This window comes from Prevotella sp. tc2-28, assembly GCF_900107705.1.
Lineage (GTDB): Bacteria > Bacteroidota > Bacteroidia > Bacteroidales > Bacteroidaceae > Prevotella.
On sequence record NZ_FNRE01000009.1, the window covers coordinates 128,779 to 145,651 of the forward strand.

The following is a 16,873-nucleotide window of genomic DNA, read 5'->3' on the forward strand; positions in this document are numbered from 1 at the left end:
AAACGGCTGATTTCATCGTAACTTTCGATACGTAATGTTTGCCCACATCAACGAAAATCCGTACCTTTGTAGATGCGAGGCCAGCCCACCAAGGCAACAGACGAGCAAGCCGCAAGACGAATCCTGCGGAAACAGAATAGCAAGTTGTACTTTTGTGGCCACAAACCCCGCTGACGGGATTTGCTGACCAAAAAGTCACCTTGCCAGAGCTGCCGCCCTGGGGATGCCGATACTCGCAACTCGTATCTTATATATAAGGAATAATGGACAAGAGAACTATCGTAAGAAAAGTGAGGCTCTCTCCAGAGGAGGATGCCCTATTCATGAGGAAAGCAGCCCGCTATAAGGCTGTCAGCGCAATGATTCGCGATGCCGTCAGACAGTTCGACGACACCGCCACCCACGGCAAAGTCAAGGCTCTGAAGGAAATGACAGCCCTCTATCGCCAATACCAGCAGGAACTCAGCTGGCTTGGCGGTAACTTCAACCAGACTGTCAAGCGAGCCAATGAGCTGGCAATCGCTGAAGAACTCACTCCGCAGTTCTTCGAGCAGACCCTCTATCCCCAAGTTGCAGAAATTCAGAAACTCATCAACAGCATAAAGGGGGAACTACATGACATAGCCAAAGAAGTGTCAAAACTATGATTTTCATAAAATCTGAAATTCAGAGACAGAGCCGCTTTAAATTGTCTCTTTAATATTTTCTGTCTTTCTGAATTACTGTATTTCATAATTTCTATTTTTCAGTAATTCTGCAAATGATAGCAACAATTCTACCGTCGAGCACCACCTTCCATGCTGTCGATTACAACGAGCGAAAGGTCTCAGAGGGTGTTGCCGAGCTTCTGGAGATGAAAGGTTTCGACCTCATTGACCAGAACTATACACCCGAAGAGTTGAAACAAGCGTTCATCGATTACACTTATCAGTATAATGATCGCATCCAGAAACCCCAGTTCCACCTCGCCATTTCCTGCCGAGGAAACGAATATACCCATGAGCAACTGCTGGAGATAGCCCACAAATATCTCGATGAAATGGGCTATGGCGACCCCAACCAGCCTGTTCTGATCTATGCTCACCACGACACCGACAACAATCATCTGCACATCGTCACCAGCCGTGTGGCTCCCGATGGCCACAAGATAGACCACAATCAGGAACGCATCCGCTCTCAGGAAGTCATCAACCGCATTATGGGCGAGAACCAGGAGCAGCGGGCATCCGATGCCGTGAAGAAAGCCTTGGATTACCGCTTCTCCACCGTCAACCAGTTCAAGTCCATCCTCGAATCCAGCGGCTATGAGTGCTACGAGAAGGATGACAGTCTCTGCATCAAGCGCGACGGCCACGTCATCGACACCCTGCCGATGGCCACCGTCCAGTCGCACCTGCAATCCTTCGAGCCTGATGAGAAGCGACGTCGACAGCTCCGTGCCATCCTGAAGAAGTACCGCGACATGACCGCCGACAAAGACGAACTCCGCACCCTGATGAAAGAGAAGTTTGGCATCGACCTCGTTTTCCATGGTTCCAAGGACAAGCCCTACGGCTATACCATCATCGACCACCAGACCAAGACCGTCTTCAAAGGTGGCAACGTGTGGAAGCTCTGCGAACTCCTGCAATTCCAGTCAAAGGAGGAACGCCTGCACCGCATGGACGAGTTTATCGATGCGATGCTGGAGGACAATCCCGACCTGACCACCCACGAGTTGAACCGTATGCTTCGCCGCCAGTTCGGCACCCACATATCCAAAGGCCGCATCGCATACGGTGACGAATTTATAGACCTGCAGGACTATCAGGTAGAAACCCTTCGAGCCAACGACCGCAAGGCCTGGCAGCAGGAGCATCCCCTCGAACAGCATCCGACAGTCCATCACCACAACAAAGAGCCAAAGCCCGAGCGCTCAAACAATCCTCGTCTGCGCAAGCCCACTATTACCAAGGAAGGCTCACGAGATCAGAACCGCGAGTGGGAAGTTGGTTACAACACTCGTTACAATGACATCGATGATGAGCAGCAGTTGAAACGATAGGAATTGTATTGAGAAGGGAAAAGGTCGATTTTTAATAAAACAGTCCCATTTTTCTATAATTTTACAAGTTTATTCCATTAATCATTGGATATTCAGATTATTTTTATTATGAAGCGACTGAAGTTTCTCAGTACTGATGCCCCTACGGAGCATCTCCATTTTTAGGAATCGCTTTGCGACAATGCTATCTGATTGTTTACCCATAAATGAGAATTTTGTTCAAAATTACAAAAAATTCTCATTTATGCAAATAATAAGAATCATTATTATCATTATTAAGCATAATTAATACTACTATTCATAGTTGTCTAATAACCACAATATAATTATCAATAGTTCTTGATATGTTTAATCCAGAAGATTGCATCGATAAACAAGAGGGGATAGATTGGCATATTTCTAAATTAGTAACAAAATTCCGTGTATTATGTATTCTAATGTGATAAAATTAGGAAAATTAGATATTATTAAATATCAAAACTATAAATTTCTGAATAATTGTTTGGCAGTTTCAATTATTATGCGTAACTTTGCACCCGAAATCAATGGTTGACCACCCGAAAGTGGGTGTGTGATGACTGGTACATCGTCAACGAATACTTGTTCTGGGGCCCGACTCCTCGTAAGAATTGGCCTACAAAAAAGGGAGCCTGTCAAGACTGTCACTATCGGCAGCCAAAGAGAGTGAAGAGAACAAGTATTCATCTTTAAATTGACGATTAATTATGAGCGAAGTAACAATCATCACGTTTGCCAACCAAAAAGGCGGCGTAGGCAAGACAACACTGTGTACCCTGTTTGCCAACTATTTGGTAAACCGAGGCAAGAGAACCATCGTTATTGACTGCGACGGTCAGCAGACCATCTTTGAGAAGCGTAAGGCTGACTACAAGAAGTACCCAGACCAGAAGGAAAAGTACAAGGTACAGGCTTTCAGCATCGCAGACCCTGAGAATGTCAAGAATCTGATGAAGAATCTGCGCCAGCTTAATGGTGTGGTACTCATTGACGCGCCCGGCAACCTCGCCCAGCAGGGACTCATTCCCCTTTTCGTACAGACCGACTATATTGTATGTCCTTATCAGTACGAGACCACTTCCATCAACTCCACCGTGACCTTCCTTGGCTTCATCCTGCAGCTGAAGAAGCGTGTGCAGTCGATGGCTACTAAGATATTCTTCATCGTCAACAAGCACGACAAGCGTTACGGCACAGAGAGGGAAAAGAAGCTTTGGGCTGAGACCGATGAGCAGTGGTCGAAGTTCGGCATCGTCACCCCCAAGATTGAACAGCGTGTGGAAATGCAGCGATATAACACGATGGGACTAATGGACACCCAAAAGTCCATTGTGACACCTGCCTTTGATTGCATCTATGACAACATCTTTGGAGAGAACGGCTATGGCAAAGAAGGTAAATGAAATGACCTCGGACGACCTGATGACGCTACCCGATGACATTGAGGGTATCGTTCTCGACGTACAGGGACGGCAGAAACAGAATGCCGCCCCTGTACAGAGGCCGCAGGAAGAGCCAGTTGCCGAACCGACTCCAAGGGTGAATACTGAGCATAAGCCAACACCAACCGCCATGCCCAAGGAGGGCAACGAGTGGTGGAACACCTTTCTGAAATGTGGAGAGGGCTATGGCTACCGAGTGAAGAAGGACGGACGGAAGATGTACTGGATTGACGAGGACATTGTGACCGCACTGAAGGCTTGCGACATCAACCGTATGTCAGCCACCGACACCATAAACGCCATCCTTCGCTCCTTCATCATACTGAACAAGCAGGAACTTCGTGAGTGCATCAAGCAGCACGACAGCCTGATATGAGCATCTAAAATGACAAGGATATGAGCAAGAACGAATATGAAGAAACTGTTAGAGAACTCTATCCCACCTTCTCGCAGGTTGAGATAGCAGAGGCGACACACACCTCAAAGAGCACTGTCAGGCGTGTTGTCACAGGACTCCACCTGACCCGCACCAAGGAAGAAGAAAAAGAAATACGCTCCAGAATCCGTAGGAAACTGATAAAGAAGGAACGTGCGCGTATCGTCTTTGGCTTGGACCAGCACACCAATATCAAGCTGGTCACCAACCCCAGGAAGGTGAAGTACCGCACCAAGTTGAAGAATGACGGCTATATCGTGATGCGAGGTAGCAACACCATCTACTACACTCCAGAGCAGAAACGCCATCGCCACCGTGAAGAGAATGCCCGTAAGGCAGGACTGGACTTCGCCCCATGGAGCGTACCGGCAGTGATTTACAAGCAAACGTGGCTGGGTGCATGACCATCCGGCACAAGTAATAAACATCAAAAGTAATCAAGCAAATGGAAATTCAAGGTAAGATTATCGCAGTGTTGCCGGAGAAGAGCGGCACATCTGCACGAGGAGGTTGGAAGAGCCAGCAGTATGTGCTGGAAACCGAAGAGCAGTACCCCAAACGTTGTCTATTTGACGTTTTCGGGGAGGACAAGATCAAACAGTATGCCCTTCAGGAGCAGATGCGCGTAAAAGTCAGCTACGACCCTCGCGCCGACGAGAAGGACGGTCACTGGTATGGCAGCAACAGAGCTTGGAACGTGGAGAGTCTTGACGCACCCGTCCCTGCTGCAACTACATAAGCTCATTTTCTTCGCTCAGAGAATCCGCAGCCCTGTCCTGTCAATGGCAGGCAGGCTGTGGATTTGAGACGGAGGAAACAGGATAACAAACAATATGCACAGAGAAAAGTATGACATTCGGTAATTTACTTACGGTTGTTTTCTTCGGCTATTTCTTTTACTATGTCGGGATGATTACCTACGACCAGTTCTTCAAGAAGGACGAGCTGCCTCTGGAGGCCGCTGTAGAGGAAGAGGAAATCGACATCAGCAGCGAGGCTGCCGAGTTCCACCCCAAGGACATTGTGAAGGACAAGAAGAAGGAACTGACCAAGGAAGAAGAATCAGAACAAGAAGTTATGAGTGGAGGTATTGAAATCGAAGAGCTGATACCCAAGGTGGACGAACTTGCTGAAAAAGGCAAGGACTGTCCTTTCGGTAAGCTCCTTGCCGACTGGAACGAGGTTCCGGAGGCCGCATAAGCTGGCAGACAGCTTTGATATTGTACTTTAACTTGTTAGCGGCTATAGTGGGAATGATGCCGCAGCTCGGCCAGAGGGCTGATGCTCCGAAGTCCTGTTAAGGCTTCCTTCCCACACTACACGTGGTGCTTTAAATTGTAACATAGAATTTAAAATTAAAACTTTTCAAACAATTATGTTACAAGTAGTTAACCCCATTAAGAACGCCCTTCAGCAGGGCTGGAAGAATCTCCCCAAGAAGCGCATCGCCTCATTCGTAGGCATGTTCCTCTTCTGTGCCGTCGCAACCTATGCAAGCAGCAAGGGTGCAGGTGGCTTCACCAAGGCCACGACGGAAATCTCGTCGTATCAGACCCCCGTAGCCAACCTGATGAAGGCCATCGCAGCCGTCATCGTGTTGGTGGGTGCCTTCAACGTCTATTTCAAGATGCAGAACGGCGACCAGGATGTGAAGAAGACCATTATGATGACCATCGGCGGATGCGTGGCATTCATCGCCATGTCGGAGGCTCTTCCCATGTTCTTCAAGTAAAGCAGGACGTGACAGAAGGAGATGCCCTCGCCATCGTCTTTCGACAGCAGGGCATTTCCTTCCTTTGTTTTCAAGAGACACTATCATGCAAGGTAATTACAACGGCTATCCTGTCTTCAAGGGGCTTCAGCGTCCTTTGGAGTTCATGGGAATCAGAGGCAGGTTCCTTTCCTATGCCGCCGGAGCCATCGGACTGTCGTTCATCGGCTTTATCGTGTTCTCCATCCTCATTGGTAAGTTGGCAGGCTTCATCGCCATGATTGTGCTGGCCATCGCAGGACTGATCACGATTTACGTCAAGCAGCGCAGCGGACTCCATGCCAAGCGGCACGACAGGGGAATCTTCGTCTATCAGGGCCTGTACAATCATTAAAGCGACTGTCAATGGCAAACAAGAAAAGACCGTTTGACAAGCTCTTTGCCCAGCTTCAGGACATCAACGACGAGCGCGGCAGACATCTGAACACCGTACTCTGGTCGAAGCAAGGCGACTGCTCTGTCATTCTCGAAATAAAGAACCCCGTGCCTCGCTTCAGCACCGATGCAGAGCTGTATATGCAGTTTTGTGACGTGTTGAGCAATATCGTCCAGACGCTTGGTGAGGGCTATGCCCTCCAGAAGCAGGACATCTTCTGCAAGCGAGGCTATCATCATGACATCCCGCCCGAAATGGAGTTCCTTTCTCAGAGCTACTTCCGCTATTTCGAGGGCAGGGAATATACCGACATCCGCACCTTCCTCATCATCACACAGGAAGCAGGAAAAAACATGTTCGTCAAGTACGACCCGAAGAAGTGGCTGGACTTCCACGCAAAGGTGGCGAAGGTGTGCGACATCCTCTCTGACAAGAACATCTGGTTCTATAAGCTGAACAAAACCGACGTGTCCGACTATCTGCACCGTTTCATGACCATCAACTTCAAGGACGGTGCTTTCAGCGTCAACAATTTCAAGGCCAGTGATGAGTTCCTGACCATCGGCGACCGTGCCGTGCGCTCCTTCTCACTGGTTGATGTGGACGTTATCGACATGCCAACAGTGGTAAAGCCCTATCTGCCGGTTCCAATCAATGGCTACCGCATCGCCACCGATCTGTTCGGCTTCATGACCAATGTTCCTTTTGCAGACTGCATCATCTACAATCAGGTCATCCAGATTCCAGCCCAACAGAAGCTGAAGCGCAAGCTGGAGAGCAAGTCGAAGCGTCACGGCTCCATGCCTGACCCTTCCAACAAGATTGCCAAGGCAGACATCGACGCAGTTCTGGATATGCTGGCAGCAGACAATAAACTGCTGGTCAACACCAACTATAACATCATCGTCAGCTGTCCGTTGAACAAAGTCACACCTGTATCATCGTTCATCGAGACAAAGCTATATGGCTGTGGTATCATGCCGTCACGCACTGCCTATAACCAATTGGAGCTGTTTCAGGCATCCTTTCCCGGCAATGCCTACACCTTCAATCCCGACTATGACCTCTTCCTGACACTTTCGGATGCTGCCGTCTGCCTCTTTTTCAAGGAGCATACCAAACAGACGGAACTATCACCCCTTTTGGTCTATTATACTGACCGTGACGGACTGCCCATCGGTATCGACTTCACGGGTAAGGAGGGTAAGATTAAACATACCAACAATGCCAACTTCCTATGTATCGGGCCATCTGGTAGTGGAAAATCGTTTCATATGAACAGTGTGGTTCGTCAGTTGCTGATCCAGGACACCGACATTGTGTTGGTCGATACAGGTGACTCCTATGAAGGTATCTGCCGATACTACAAGGGAACCTATATCACCTACTCCAAGGAACGGCCAATCTCCATGAATCCGTTCAAGATTACCCGTCAGGAGTATGACGATAACTTCGGAGAGAAGAAGAACTTCCTCAAAACGCTTATCTTCCTCATCTATATCGGTGAGAAAGCCCCTGATGACGTGGAGGAGCTGGTAGTTAACCAGGTCATCGTGGAATATTACGAGGCATATTTCCATCCCTTCGAGAAGTACACTGAGCAGGAGCGTCAGGATATCATCCATCTGCTGACCCTGAAGCACAAGATGAATGGTGAATACGACAAGTTTGAGGAAGAGTTGGAGAAGAAGTATGCAGAGCAGGAGAAGCAACAAGAGGTAGTTGAACCTGTCGAGCAGACTGAGCAATCAGATGAAACTGAGGAGAAAATGCGCAGGGAGAAGGAGAAGAAACGCCGCTGGGTGGAGAAGCTTCAGAACCTGGCCAATGACAAGGCTGCATCTGCTGGAGAGGTTGCTGCAGCAGAGAACCAGCTTTCCCGTCTAACTCCAGAAGTGATGGAGGGAACCTACCTCATGAAACTCAACGAGGAGGTTGACCGTATGGAGGAGCGCCGCCGCAAGCTGAAGGTGACTACGCTGTCCTTCAACTCCTTCTATGACTTTGCCATCGAGCGCATCCCACAGATTTGCAAGGATAAGGATGTAAAGTTCAGAATTGCTGATTTCTCGGCTCTGCTCAGTCGTTTCTACAAGGGTGGTGAGCTGGAATACACGCTGAATAACGATGCCGACGCCTCACTCTTTGAACAGAAGTTCGTCGTATTCGAGATTGACAAGATTAAAGAGGATCCTGTCCTTTTCCCTATCGTCGTGCTTATCATCATGGATGTGTTCCTACAAAAAATGCGCCTGAAGAAAGGTCGCAAGGCCATCATCATCGAAGAGGCATGGAAGGCCGTTGCCACACCCCGTATGGCTGCCTACCTGCAGTTCCTTTTCAAGACTGTCCGTAAGTTCAACGGTATCGCAGGCGTGGTGACACAGGAGTTGGAGGACTTGCTTTCATCGGACATCCTGAAGAAAGCCGTCGTAGCCAATGCCGACGTGACCATCCTTCTCGACCAGTCGAAGTTCAAGGACAACTATCAGGATGTGGCCGACCAACTCGGACTGACACAGGTACAGCTTCAGCAGATCTTCACTATCAACAGTCTGAAGAACAAGGAAGGCCGTGCCTATTTCCGTGAGGTATGGATTCGCCGTGGTGACACTTGGGACGTATTCGGAGTAGAAGAACCGCCTGAGTGCTACTGGGCTTATACCACTGAACGACTGGAGAAGGAAGCCCTGAAAATCTATGAACGTCACTTCGGCAATATCCAACAGGCCATCATAGAAATCGAGAAAGACCGTAAGAAGGCAAATGTAGGAAAGTACCTCGACTTTGCCAGACAAATCAATAATCATCAAAACATTATGTCACTATGGTAAGAGCAAGATTAGCAATCGTATTAGGCGCAGTCCTGCTGTCTGTACAAGCACATGCAGGATGGAAGGTAGTGTTTGACCCTTGGACGACTGGAGCCGTTACCGCTAATGCCGCCTCACAGGAACTGATAGAGAGTCAGCATAACACAAGGCTTGACTCCATCAATTCCAAGCAGCAGAAGATCATGCAGTACACGGCAACGATGGCCACCATCAAGGAACTCTACAAGATGTCGATGGAAAATGTCAGCGGTTTCGGTGCAGAGTCACAGTATTATGTGGAGATTGGTTCTTGTGTGGCCGAAATCTTCAAAGATGTGCCAGTCGTACTGAAGTATATGAACAAGTCGCCCGGCAAGAACTATGTCATCTGCCTCAAAGAGGTGACGGACATCGTACTGGAAACAGAGTCGCTGGTCAAGGACTTCGTGGATATTGTCAACAACGGCAAGGTGAAGAACCCTATCAAGAAGAGTAAGGATGTCCCAAATGTCGGGACAGCCGCCAGTGGTAACGGCGACGGTTATAACTTCATTGACCGCTATGAGCGTCTGACACTGGCCAACCGTATCTACACCCATCTGCTGGAGATACGCTACAAGATGGAGGCCATTACGATGATGTGCCAGTATTGCAGCGACATGAACAATCTCCTGCTGGCCATCGATTGTGATTCATGGGCAACCTACTTCACAGGCAAGAACATGGTTGAAGGACTGATTAACGACTGGGAGGGTCTGGGCACATGAGAAGGATCATTCTGATAATGATGGCCTTCTTCCTTATACAGGGAAAGGCGTTAGCCATTGAGTGGCCGCAGGATTTCCCAACCATCGAGGCCCTGATCAGTCTTCACAAGATGATAAAGGGTGAAGAGGATGCTGCAAGGGATAAGATTGCCGTCAGTTTCGGAGAGCAGTCTATGGTGACCAAGGGTGCCAACAAGTTCAATGATGCCCGTACCACCTTGGACTCCAAGCTCTCCAACGGCTACTCTTATGTCCTGCTGGCAGCAAGTCTTAGCTACACGGCCAGCAGCATGTATAAGCTCATTCAGGAGTACTCCGAGTTTGCCCAATTGTCAGTTCAGTATTCCACGAAGAAGCCGATGGTAGCCTGGTATTTCGCAGAAGCGAACCTTGCCTGTTCCCGTGAGATCAAGAACATCAAAGCACTTTACCTGACGATGACTGCCAGCGGCCTGAACGTGATGAAGGCTTCCATGGACGAGAAACTGAATCTTGTGAACTCCATCAAGACAAGTATAGACACCATGCGAGGCATCATAGACAGTGCCTATTGCTGGGCAAGTATCGTGGCTGTCGGAGGCTTTCACTATGATTACATCTGGGACATTCTGAACAGCGAGGTCACTGATGAGATTGCAACAGGACTAATCAATCAATGGAATAAAGTATGAGAAAGAAACTATTAATCTTTTCCCTTTTGGCACTCTTGCCGATGGGAATGTCAGCACAGTGGGTACAGATTTCTCACGATGACCAGAAGGAGAAACAATGGAAGTCGATGGAGAACGGCCCCTGGGACTTTGCTCCCGATTGGTATTATTATCTGTTTCACAAGAACTACAGCGGGGCATCGCTCCACTGGAGATGGAGGGGTTTCCATAGTGGACTTTATGTCGAATTCGAAGAGGAGGACTCCAATGTAAAGCGTATCATGCCTGTGCGTGTTATCTCGGAAGAGACGCAACGGCAGAAGATGAAGAAGGTCGAGGACGAACGACAGTACATCGAGGAACTTCACAAGGAGGACGTGCTTCGTCAGGCTGACCGCAACGTCGATCTGGTCTATAAGTCCTTCAAGGATGACTTCAACCGTATGCAGAACAGCATTTCTGAGGGTTTGGTATTCTGCATGACCAGGAGCAAGGGCAAGATGAAAGCCCAGGTCGATGAACTGTCACGCCAGAACAATATCATCTGCCAGAACATTGCCTATCTGCATAAGACGGGCATCGGCTATGAGTTGGAGAATGCCAAGCGTCAGAAGGGTTACATTGATGCCAAGAAACAGATGGAGGAACTGGTAAGCCGTACCGCCCATCTGGTAGGCATGGCACAGAACTATTACAAGTAAGGAGGGACTAAAGATGACAACGGATTTATTATTAAGCGTATCGGACTTGTTCCTCACCATGGGACTGCCGTCCATCGATGAGAGCCTTGACAAATTGCTCGTGGCGATGGAGTCATTCCCGAAGTCAGCCATTCTTGGTGACACAGTAGGCTATGCCCGTGTCCTCGGTCTGCTGCTGGCTCTGTGTGTCGGCTCTTACGAATGCTGGATGATGATGCTTGGACGCAGGGCTATGGATGTCATGAAACTGGCCCGAATCATAGCATTGTCGATGTGTATCACGTCGAGTAGTTGGATATGCTCTGAGCTTCAGGTGCCTGGCAAGGCTCTGGAGAACACCACCAAGGCAATGGCCAAGGCAAAGAACAAACAGGTTGCCGCTATGGAACTCAAAGTAGCTCAGAAGCAGGCAGAGTATCTGAAACGGCTACGTGAGGTACAGGACAGCGTAGAAACGGCCAAGCAGATTCAGGAGATCGGACAGGATGCCCACTGGTGGGACAAACTGATCTACAGCATGGAAAATCTTGGTTCTACCATCAACAAGTATGCGCAACAGGCAGCGGTGGCAGCAGAAACCAAGGTGTCGGAATGGATCAATGATGTCATTAGGTTTATCGGTGAGCTTATCTTCCAGATGACCTACTATGGTATCTTGGTGGCACAGCGTATCTTTATGACCATCCTTGCGATGTTCGCACCAATCATGTTTGCACTCTCGATAGTGCCGCCTTGGAGTAATGCCTGGTCACAATGGATCTCAAAGTACCTGTCTCTTTCCCTTTGGGGATTCGTGACCTATATGTGCCTGTACTATATCGACTTCATCCTGCTTTACAATCTTCAAGAGGATATTACTGCCTATTCCAAGTTGTTGCAGGGTCAGGTGAATACATGGAGCCAGATAGGCGCACTCGGTCTTCAGGGCATCGGCTCTAACTGCATGTATGCAATGGGTATGCTCGTTGGTGCCTTTATCCTTCGCTTTGTGCCAGAGGTTGCCTCATGGTTGATTCCCGGTGGTGTCAGCTCCAGTGCAGGCAGCGCAGCAGGCTCAGTGGCTACGGCAGGTGTTGCAGGTGGTATCTATGGTGGTATTGCTGGTGGTGCTATGGTTCTGTCCGGCGGTGCAGCTGCTGCAGGAGTAGTAGGAAGTCTGGGCGAGAGAGGACTGAATGGCCCTGTCATCAACAGCAAGACTGAGGGAGGCAAGGTCTATGAGCAGCATGCGAGCGGACGGGTAACTGTCCGTGATGAGTCTGCGAAGGAGGCTTTCAACAGGATATAAACATTTTATTTCTACGATTCACATTATGTTAATACAGAGTTTAGAACAAAAGACCAGGCTGGCGCTGATGACAGTCTTTGCCACCATTGCAGGATGCACGGTGATATGTGCCGTCACCGTATTCTACTGCGCCAAGCTGGTCACTGATGAGAGGGAACAGATCTATGTCATCGACGGTGACATTCCCTTTCTGGCCGAACGCGCCAAGCAGGAGGCCAACTTCGTGATGGAAGCCAAGGCACATATCCAGCTCTTCCATCAGTATTTCTTCAACCTTCCCCCGGACGATGACTATATCAAGTGGACGGTAGGCAAGGCACTTTACATGGCAGACGGTACGGCTATGAAGCAGAAGCAGGCCATGGACGAGAACGGCTTTTATTCCGACATCATTTCGTCATCAGCTGTCTGTACCATCATCTGTGATTCCATCAATCTGGACGAGCATGAACGCAAGTTCAAGTATTACGGTACGCAGATTATCAAACGCCGTTCCCGCGATGTCAAACGCTCCATCGTTACGGTGGGGGGCATTGAGACCGTACCAAGGACACAGAACAATCCACATGGCTTGCTCGTGACCAACTGGCGTACATTGGAGAACAAGGATCTTGACTATTAATGGCTATGAGACTGTTTAGAAAAGACAAGAAAGCCAGGAAAGAGTCGAGGGCAACCCGGTGTTTCAGGATTCTGCTCTGGAGGCTCTTTGTCAAATGGAAAGTCCGTGAGCGGGTGGCCAAGGCAAACAAGTGGGCAGATGAGAATAGGGGTGATACCATGCTGATTACCGTCGGTTGCCTCCTGTTCTCCCTTATCATCGGCGCATTCCTCACCTTGGGTACGGATTCTGACAAGACCGACAACTTCATGACAGGTGTAGAGCCTGTAGAACCCATGTTCATCGGTATGCAGCAGATCCAGAATGCCAAGGCTTATCAGGTAAGTCAGGTGGAGGAGATGGCAAGGAAAGGCCAGGCATTGAAGCATGAACTGGATTCTTTGGTGAGGATGCCCCGCAAGACGCATGATGACTCCCTGCAGATTGTCATCAAGTACAAGCAATTGGAACTGATAGTAAACAACTTAGAAAAAGGACAATAGACAAATGAAGAAACTGAATTTGAAACAGCCGAAGTACATCTTCCCGCTGGTCATCCTTCTTCCCATCGTATTCCTGGCTTACGAAATATCCCAGTTTACCAAGGGAAGTGACGACCCGAAGAAGGGCGTGGTGACGGACAACATCAACATGTCGCTGCCCGATGCCGCCAATGAGGAGATGGGTAACAAGATGACTGAAATGAACAAGCACTTCAGCGAGGACGGTGCCTATACCGCCATCGGCGCATTGGGTGATGACAAGGAGGAAGCCGACAGTACGATGAGCGGCTACTCCGAGAGTGAACTGAACGACATCGATGCTGAGAATGCCAAGCGAACACGTAAGCAGAAAGAACTCGAAGACCTGGAGCGCAGTCTGGCAGAGTCGCGCAAGCACATCAATTCCTACGGATATGATGGCGGTTCCGGCTATGGAGGTAGTGGTGCCTATGGTGGCAGAGGTGCTGGCAGCCGTAACGGACGCAACGCCGAAATGGATGACTATGCCCGTGAACTGGAGGAGATACAGCAGCGCAGCCTTGAACGGCAGCGGGTACTGGAACGAACTTTCGGTGCTGATGAGGAAGAGAAAGAGCGTAAGGCAGAGGAAGAACGAAAGCGTCTGGCTGAGGAACGTAAGAAGAACGAGGTGAAGCCAGAGGTTGTGAAGAAAGCCGATGATGCCAGTGCCTCGATGTTCAATACCATCAATGACCAGCAGGCGGCTGATGCTCCGCTGATTAAGGCGATGATTGACAAGACCACCAAGGCGCATGAGGGTACACGACTCCGCTTCAAACTCCTCGATGATGTCATCATCAAGGATGTACGACTCAAAAAGGGAACTTACCTCTATGGCATTGTCACTGGCTTCGGGCAGCAGCGTGTCATGGCCAGTATCACCAGCATTCTTGTGGGGGACAAGTTCATCAAGGTCAGCCTCTCTGTTTTTGACAACGACGGCATGGAAGGCTTTTATGTGCCTGAGTCCGCTTTCCGAGATATGATGAAGGATGCAGGAGCGCAGGCCATGCAGAGCAATATCAGCTTGGATGGTGGCTATGGTGGCGGTCTTAGTGGCGAGGCAGTAGCATTACAAGCTCTACAGAATATGTACCAGTCCGCATCTACGGCCATTTCGGGCAATATCCGCAAGAATAAGGCACGTATCAAATACAACACCATCGTCTATCTGATTAACAAGGATGCGCAGAAAGACTGAAAATAAGAAAGACAGAATTACAGAAAGATAGAAAATCAGAAATTATGAATTACAGTAAAACAGTAAATCAGAAATTCAGTATGAAGAGAATTGTTTTGGCCGTCATGGGCTTGGTAGCCCTGTCGGCAGGGGCTAATGCCCAAGAGAATACGGAAGCAAAGAAGGATTCCGTCAAGGTAAGGTATATCTATACCATGCAGACAGACGGCTACTGTATGCCGGGTATTGAGCGTAACCATGTCATCTTTGTCAATGAGAACGTGACTACGCATGTCATCATGCCGGAGAATATCAAGCTGGTGGATATGTCAACGGATAAGATAGTCGGCAACCAGTGTGCGGATAACATTGTGCGGATAAAGCCGTCTTCAAGGATGCGCGACCACGAACTGGTGGGTACGATAACCGTCATTGGTGAGCGTCATCTGGCTCAGTATGATGTGGTCTATACAGCTGGCCCTGCCTGTGCCAACAGCATCTACCGCATTCAGTTGGACGAGATGAAACGCTACAAGAACCCTGACGTGCTGATGCCTGAGAGTGAGATGGCCGCATACGCCTGGGCCATCTATGGCAGTCAGCCCAACTATAACAACATCCATTATACCGCGAACGGCATCCGTGCTGTGGTAAATAACATCTATACGGTGAATGACTACTATTTCATTGACTACTCACTCTATAATCGCACAAAGATCAAGTATGACATCGACGAGGTACGCATCAAACTGACAGACAAGAAGGAGGCTAAGGCCACCAACTCACAGACTATTGAGCTGACTCCGACTTACTCTTTGAATAGTGCGCATAGCTTCAAGAAGGCTTATCGAAACGTCATCGTTTTGCCTAAGCTGACGTTCCCAGACGAAAAGGTTCTGAGGATTGAGATTGCCGAGCGTCAGATTTCAGGACGTGTCATCTATATCCCCATTGAATACGAGGACATCCTCAATGCCGATGGTTTCGACAAGGGATTGCTTCGCCGTCTTCCGTTTAACATCAACAGATAAGCACTATGAAGAAGCTCTTGTTTGTGATGCTGTCCTTTCTGGTGGGTACTGGAGCGATGGCAGGTGAGAAAGACGAGTATTTTACGTTTAATGCAGGTTTCCTGTTCAACAGTACTCTCAATGCCACATTGGGCTATGAGCATGAACTGACCTATGGTAATGCCGTTGAACTGACGGCAGAGATAGGAAACCAATGGCAACGTGACCCAGTATGTGGCAAGATCTGCAAGGATGTGTTCTGGAAGGGCTATTACTGGGATGGTGGTTTGCTTTACAAGCACTGCCTGAAGAAGTTTAAGAACAGTAACCTCAGACTGCGTTTCGGCCCGGAGTTCGGTGCCTATACTGGCAGATACTTCTTTGCTGTGGAGGGTGGACTGGAATATAATTATGTCTTTCCCTCTGGTGTTCAGTTTTCATTGATTCAGAAGAACCAGGTTAATTTCCTGCATGGCGATTCCTTCCGCAACGGTCTTCTGATAGGTCTGAAGATTCCATTCTAATCATGAGCGATATGAAGAAATATATCAAGAACAATGCGGCTATGCTGATGATGGCTGTAGCCGTGATGGGAGGCATGACCTCCTGCGAGGAACATACTGATGAGTTTGACGGAAGCCTGAGAGTCGGGAATATTCTGCTGGCTGATAACTCCGTCGTTTCACCACAGGGCTATGATGCGGATGGTCAGCAAGCCGTCGGTGTCATCTTCTATTGCAACCGCGACACGGCTCTGGTCGTCTCTACCCATGAGCTGGGCAGTTATGCCTATGCTGACTCTTTAGGTACTGTCGGTAGCGTGGATAGTGACAGCCGTACTCTGTGCGGTGCAGAGAACACAGCAGCCTTGCTGGTATCGGAGATTCCCACTCCTGCAGCCGAGGCTGTGGCAGGTTTCCGTTCGCCTATGGCAAGCTGGGCTTTGCCGTCGGCAGGAGAGCTGAGAGCATTGGCATCTATGCTGCCTGTTGTGGAGAACTCCATGCGTATGATCGGTGGCGAGCCCTTTTCCGATGGCCAGTATGTCAGCTCGACTCAGGACGGCGGTTCGTCGGAGAGTGAGCAGATGTACTATCTGAGTGTGGCTGTGCGAAGCGGTTTTGTGACTTCGACCATCAAGACAACACCCGGCAGGGTACGCCCTGTATTGAGGATCAGATAACACTTATACCTTTCATAATCGATGGAGAGGGGGCTATTTACAATAGTGGTAGTCCCCTCTCTTGATAAA

20 protein-coding genes are annotated in these 16,873 nt (G+C 49.1%); all 20 read left to right on the forward strand.

The features are described 5' to 3' along the window. Positions 1 to 263 precede the first annotated feature (263 nt). The 20 genes from BLU47_RS09415 to BLU47_RS09510 all read left to right on the forward strand — a co-directional run bounded on the left by BLU47_RS09415 (position 264) and on the right by BLU47_RS09510 (position 16,804). On the forward strand, positions 264 to 647 hold the full coding sequence (locus BLU47_RS09415; protein WP_091961664.1) for a hypothetical protein: 384 nt from the start codon (positions 264 to 266) through the stop codon (positions 645 to 647). Positions 648 to 760: 113 nt separating this feature from the next. Continuing rightward, a complete protein-coding gene (locus tag BLU47_RS09420) occupies positions 761 to 2,044 on the forward strand; it encodes a relaxase/mobilization nuclease domain-containing protein (protein ID WP_091961667.1) in 1,284 nt (427 codons plus the stop codon). 725 nt (positions 2,045 to 2,769) lie between these two features. Next, the gene (locus tag BLU47_RS09425) at positions 2,770 to 3,465 is read left to right on the forward strand and encodes a ParA family protein (protein WP_091961669.1); all 696 of its coding nucleotides are present in this window, start codon (positions 2,770 to 2,772) and stop codon (positions 3,463 to 3,465) included. After that, positions 3,446 to 3,880, forward strand: a complete 435-nt coding sequence (locus tag BLU47_RS09430) for a hypothetical protein (protein ID WP_091961672.1) — start codon at positions 3,446 to 3,448, stop codon at positions 3,878 to 3,880. The genes BLU47_RS09425 and BLU47_RS09430 overlap by 20 nt, the downstream gene beginning before the upstream one ends. Positions 3,881 to 3,900: 20 nt before the next feature. Beyond that, on the forward strand, positions 3,901 to 4,344 hold the full coding sequence (locus BLU47_RS09435; RefSeq protein WP_091961675.1) for a hypothetical protein: 444 nt from the start codon (positions 3,901 to 3,903) through the stop codon (positions 4,342 to 4,344). A 41-nt stretch (positions 4,345 to 4,385) separates the two neighbouring features. Next, entirely contained in the window at positions 4,386 to 4,679 is a 294-nt protein-coding gene (locus BLU47_RS09440; RefSeq protein ID WP_091961678.1) for a DUF3127 domain-containing protein, read from the forward strand. Positions 4,680 to 4,789: 110 nt separating this feature from the next. Then, the gene (locus tag BLU47_RS09445; protein ID WP_091961681.1) at positions 4,790 to 5,140 is read left to right on the forward strand and encodes a hypothetical protein; all 351 of its coding nucleotides are present in this window, start codon (positions 4,790 to 4,792) and stop codon (positions 5,138 to 5,140) included. A gap of 175 nt (positions 5,141 to 5,315) precedes the next feature. After that, a complete protein-coding gene (locus tag BLU47_RS09450; protein WP_074759972.1) occupies positions 5,316 to 5,672 on the forward strand; it encodes a DUF4134 domain-containing protein in 357 nt (118 codons plus the stop codon). An 85-nt stretch (positions 5,673 to 5,757) separates the two neighbouring features. Further along, positions 5,758 to 6,045: a DUF4133 domain-containing protein gene (locus BLU47_RS09455; protein ID WP_091961684.1), complete on the forward strand. Its 288-nt coding sequence runs from the start codon at positions 5,758 to 5,760 to the stop codon at positions 6,043 to 6,045. 11 nt (positions 6,046 to 6,056) lie between these two features. Beyond that, the gene (locus BLU47_RS09460) at positions 6,057 to 8,921 is read left to right on the forward strand and encodes a TraG/VirB4 family ATPase (RefSeq protein ID WP_091961687.1); all 2,865 of its coding nucleotides are present in this window, start codon (positions 6,057 to 6,059) and stop codon (positions 8,919 to 8,921) included. Then, positions 8,915 to 9,667 carry a hypothetical protein gene (locus BLU47_RS09465; RefSeq protein ID WP_091961689.1) on the forward strand — a complete coding sequence of 251 codons (753 nt, stop codon included), beginning with the start codon at positions 8,915 to 8,917 and terminating at the stop codon, positions 9,665 to 9,667. Before BLU47_RS09460 ends, BLU47_RS09465 begins: the two co-directional genes overlap by 7 nt. After that, entirely contained in the window at positions 9,664 to 10,338 is a 675-nt protein-coding gene (locus tag BLU47_RS09470) for a hypothetical protein (protein ID WP_369796973.1), read from the forward strand. Before BLU47_RS09465 ends, BLU47_RS09470 begins: the two co-directional genes overlap by 4 nt. Beyond that, complete coding sequence (locus BLU47_RS09475) at positions 10,335 to 11,018, forward strand: DUF5045 domain-containing protein (protein WP_091961692.1); 684 nt, start codon at positions 10,335 to 10,337, stop codon at positions 11,016 to 11,018. Before BLU47_RS09470 ends, BLU47_RS09475 begins: the two co-directional genes overlap by 4 nt. A 13-nt stretch (positions 11,019 to 11,031) precedes the next feature. Further along, positions 11,032 to 12,306 (forward strand): hypothetical protein, encoded by a 1,275-nt coding sequence (locus BLU47_RS09480; protein WP_254771635.1) that lies wholly within the window; start codon positions 11,032 to 11,034, stop codon positions 12,304 to 12,306. Between the two features lie 25 nt (positions 12,307 to 12,331). Further along, on the forward strand, positions 12,332 to 12,928 hold the full coding sequence (gene traK, locus BLU47_RS09485) for a conjugative transposon protein TraK (RefSeq protein ID WP_091961694.1): 597 nt from the start codon (positions 12,332 to 12,334) through the stop codon (positions 12,926 to 12,928). 5 nt (positions 12,929 to 12,933) lie between these two features. Further along, positions 12,934 to 13,410 carry a hypothetical protein gene (locus BLU47_RS09490; protein ID WP_143025522.1) on the forward strand — a complete coding sequence of 159 codons (477 nt, stop codon included), beginning with the start codon at positions 12,934 to 12,936 and terminating at the stop codon, positions 13,408 to 13,410. A 4-nt stretch (positions 13,411 to 13,414) separates the two neighbouring features. After that, positions 13,415 to 14,632 (forward strand): conjugative transposon protein TraM, encoded by a 1,218-nt coding sequence (locus BLU47_RS09495; RefSeq protein WP_091961700.1) that lies wholly within the window; start codon positions 13,415 to 13,417, stop codon positions 14,630 to 14,632. 80 nt (positions 14,633 to 14,712) lie between these two features. Continuing rightward, entirely contained in the window at positions 14,713 to 15,642 is a 930-nt protein-coding gene (gene traN, locus BLU47_RS09500; RefSeq protein WP_091961703.1) for a conjugative transposon protein TraN, read from the forward strand. 5 nt (positions 15,643 to 15,647) lie between these two features. Then, positions 15,648 to 16,145: a hypothetical protein gene (locus BLU47_RS09505; RefSeq protein WP_091961705.1), complete on the forward strand. Its 498-nt coding sequence runs from the start codon at positions 15,648 to 15,650 to the stop codon at positions 16,143 to 16,145. An 11-nt stretch (positions 16,146 to 16,156) separates the two neighbouring features. Then, a complete protein-coding gene (locus BLU47_RS09510; protein WP_143025523.1) occupies positions 16,157 to 16,804 on the forward strand; it encodes a DUF1566 domain-containing protein in 648 nt (215 codons plus the stop codon). Positions 16,805 to 16,873 lie beyond the last annotated feature (69 nt).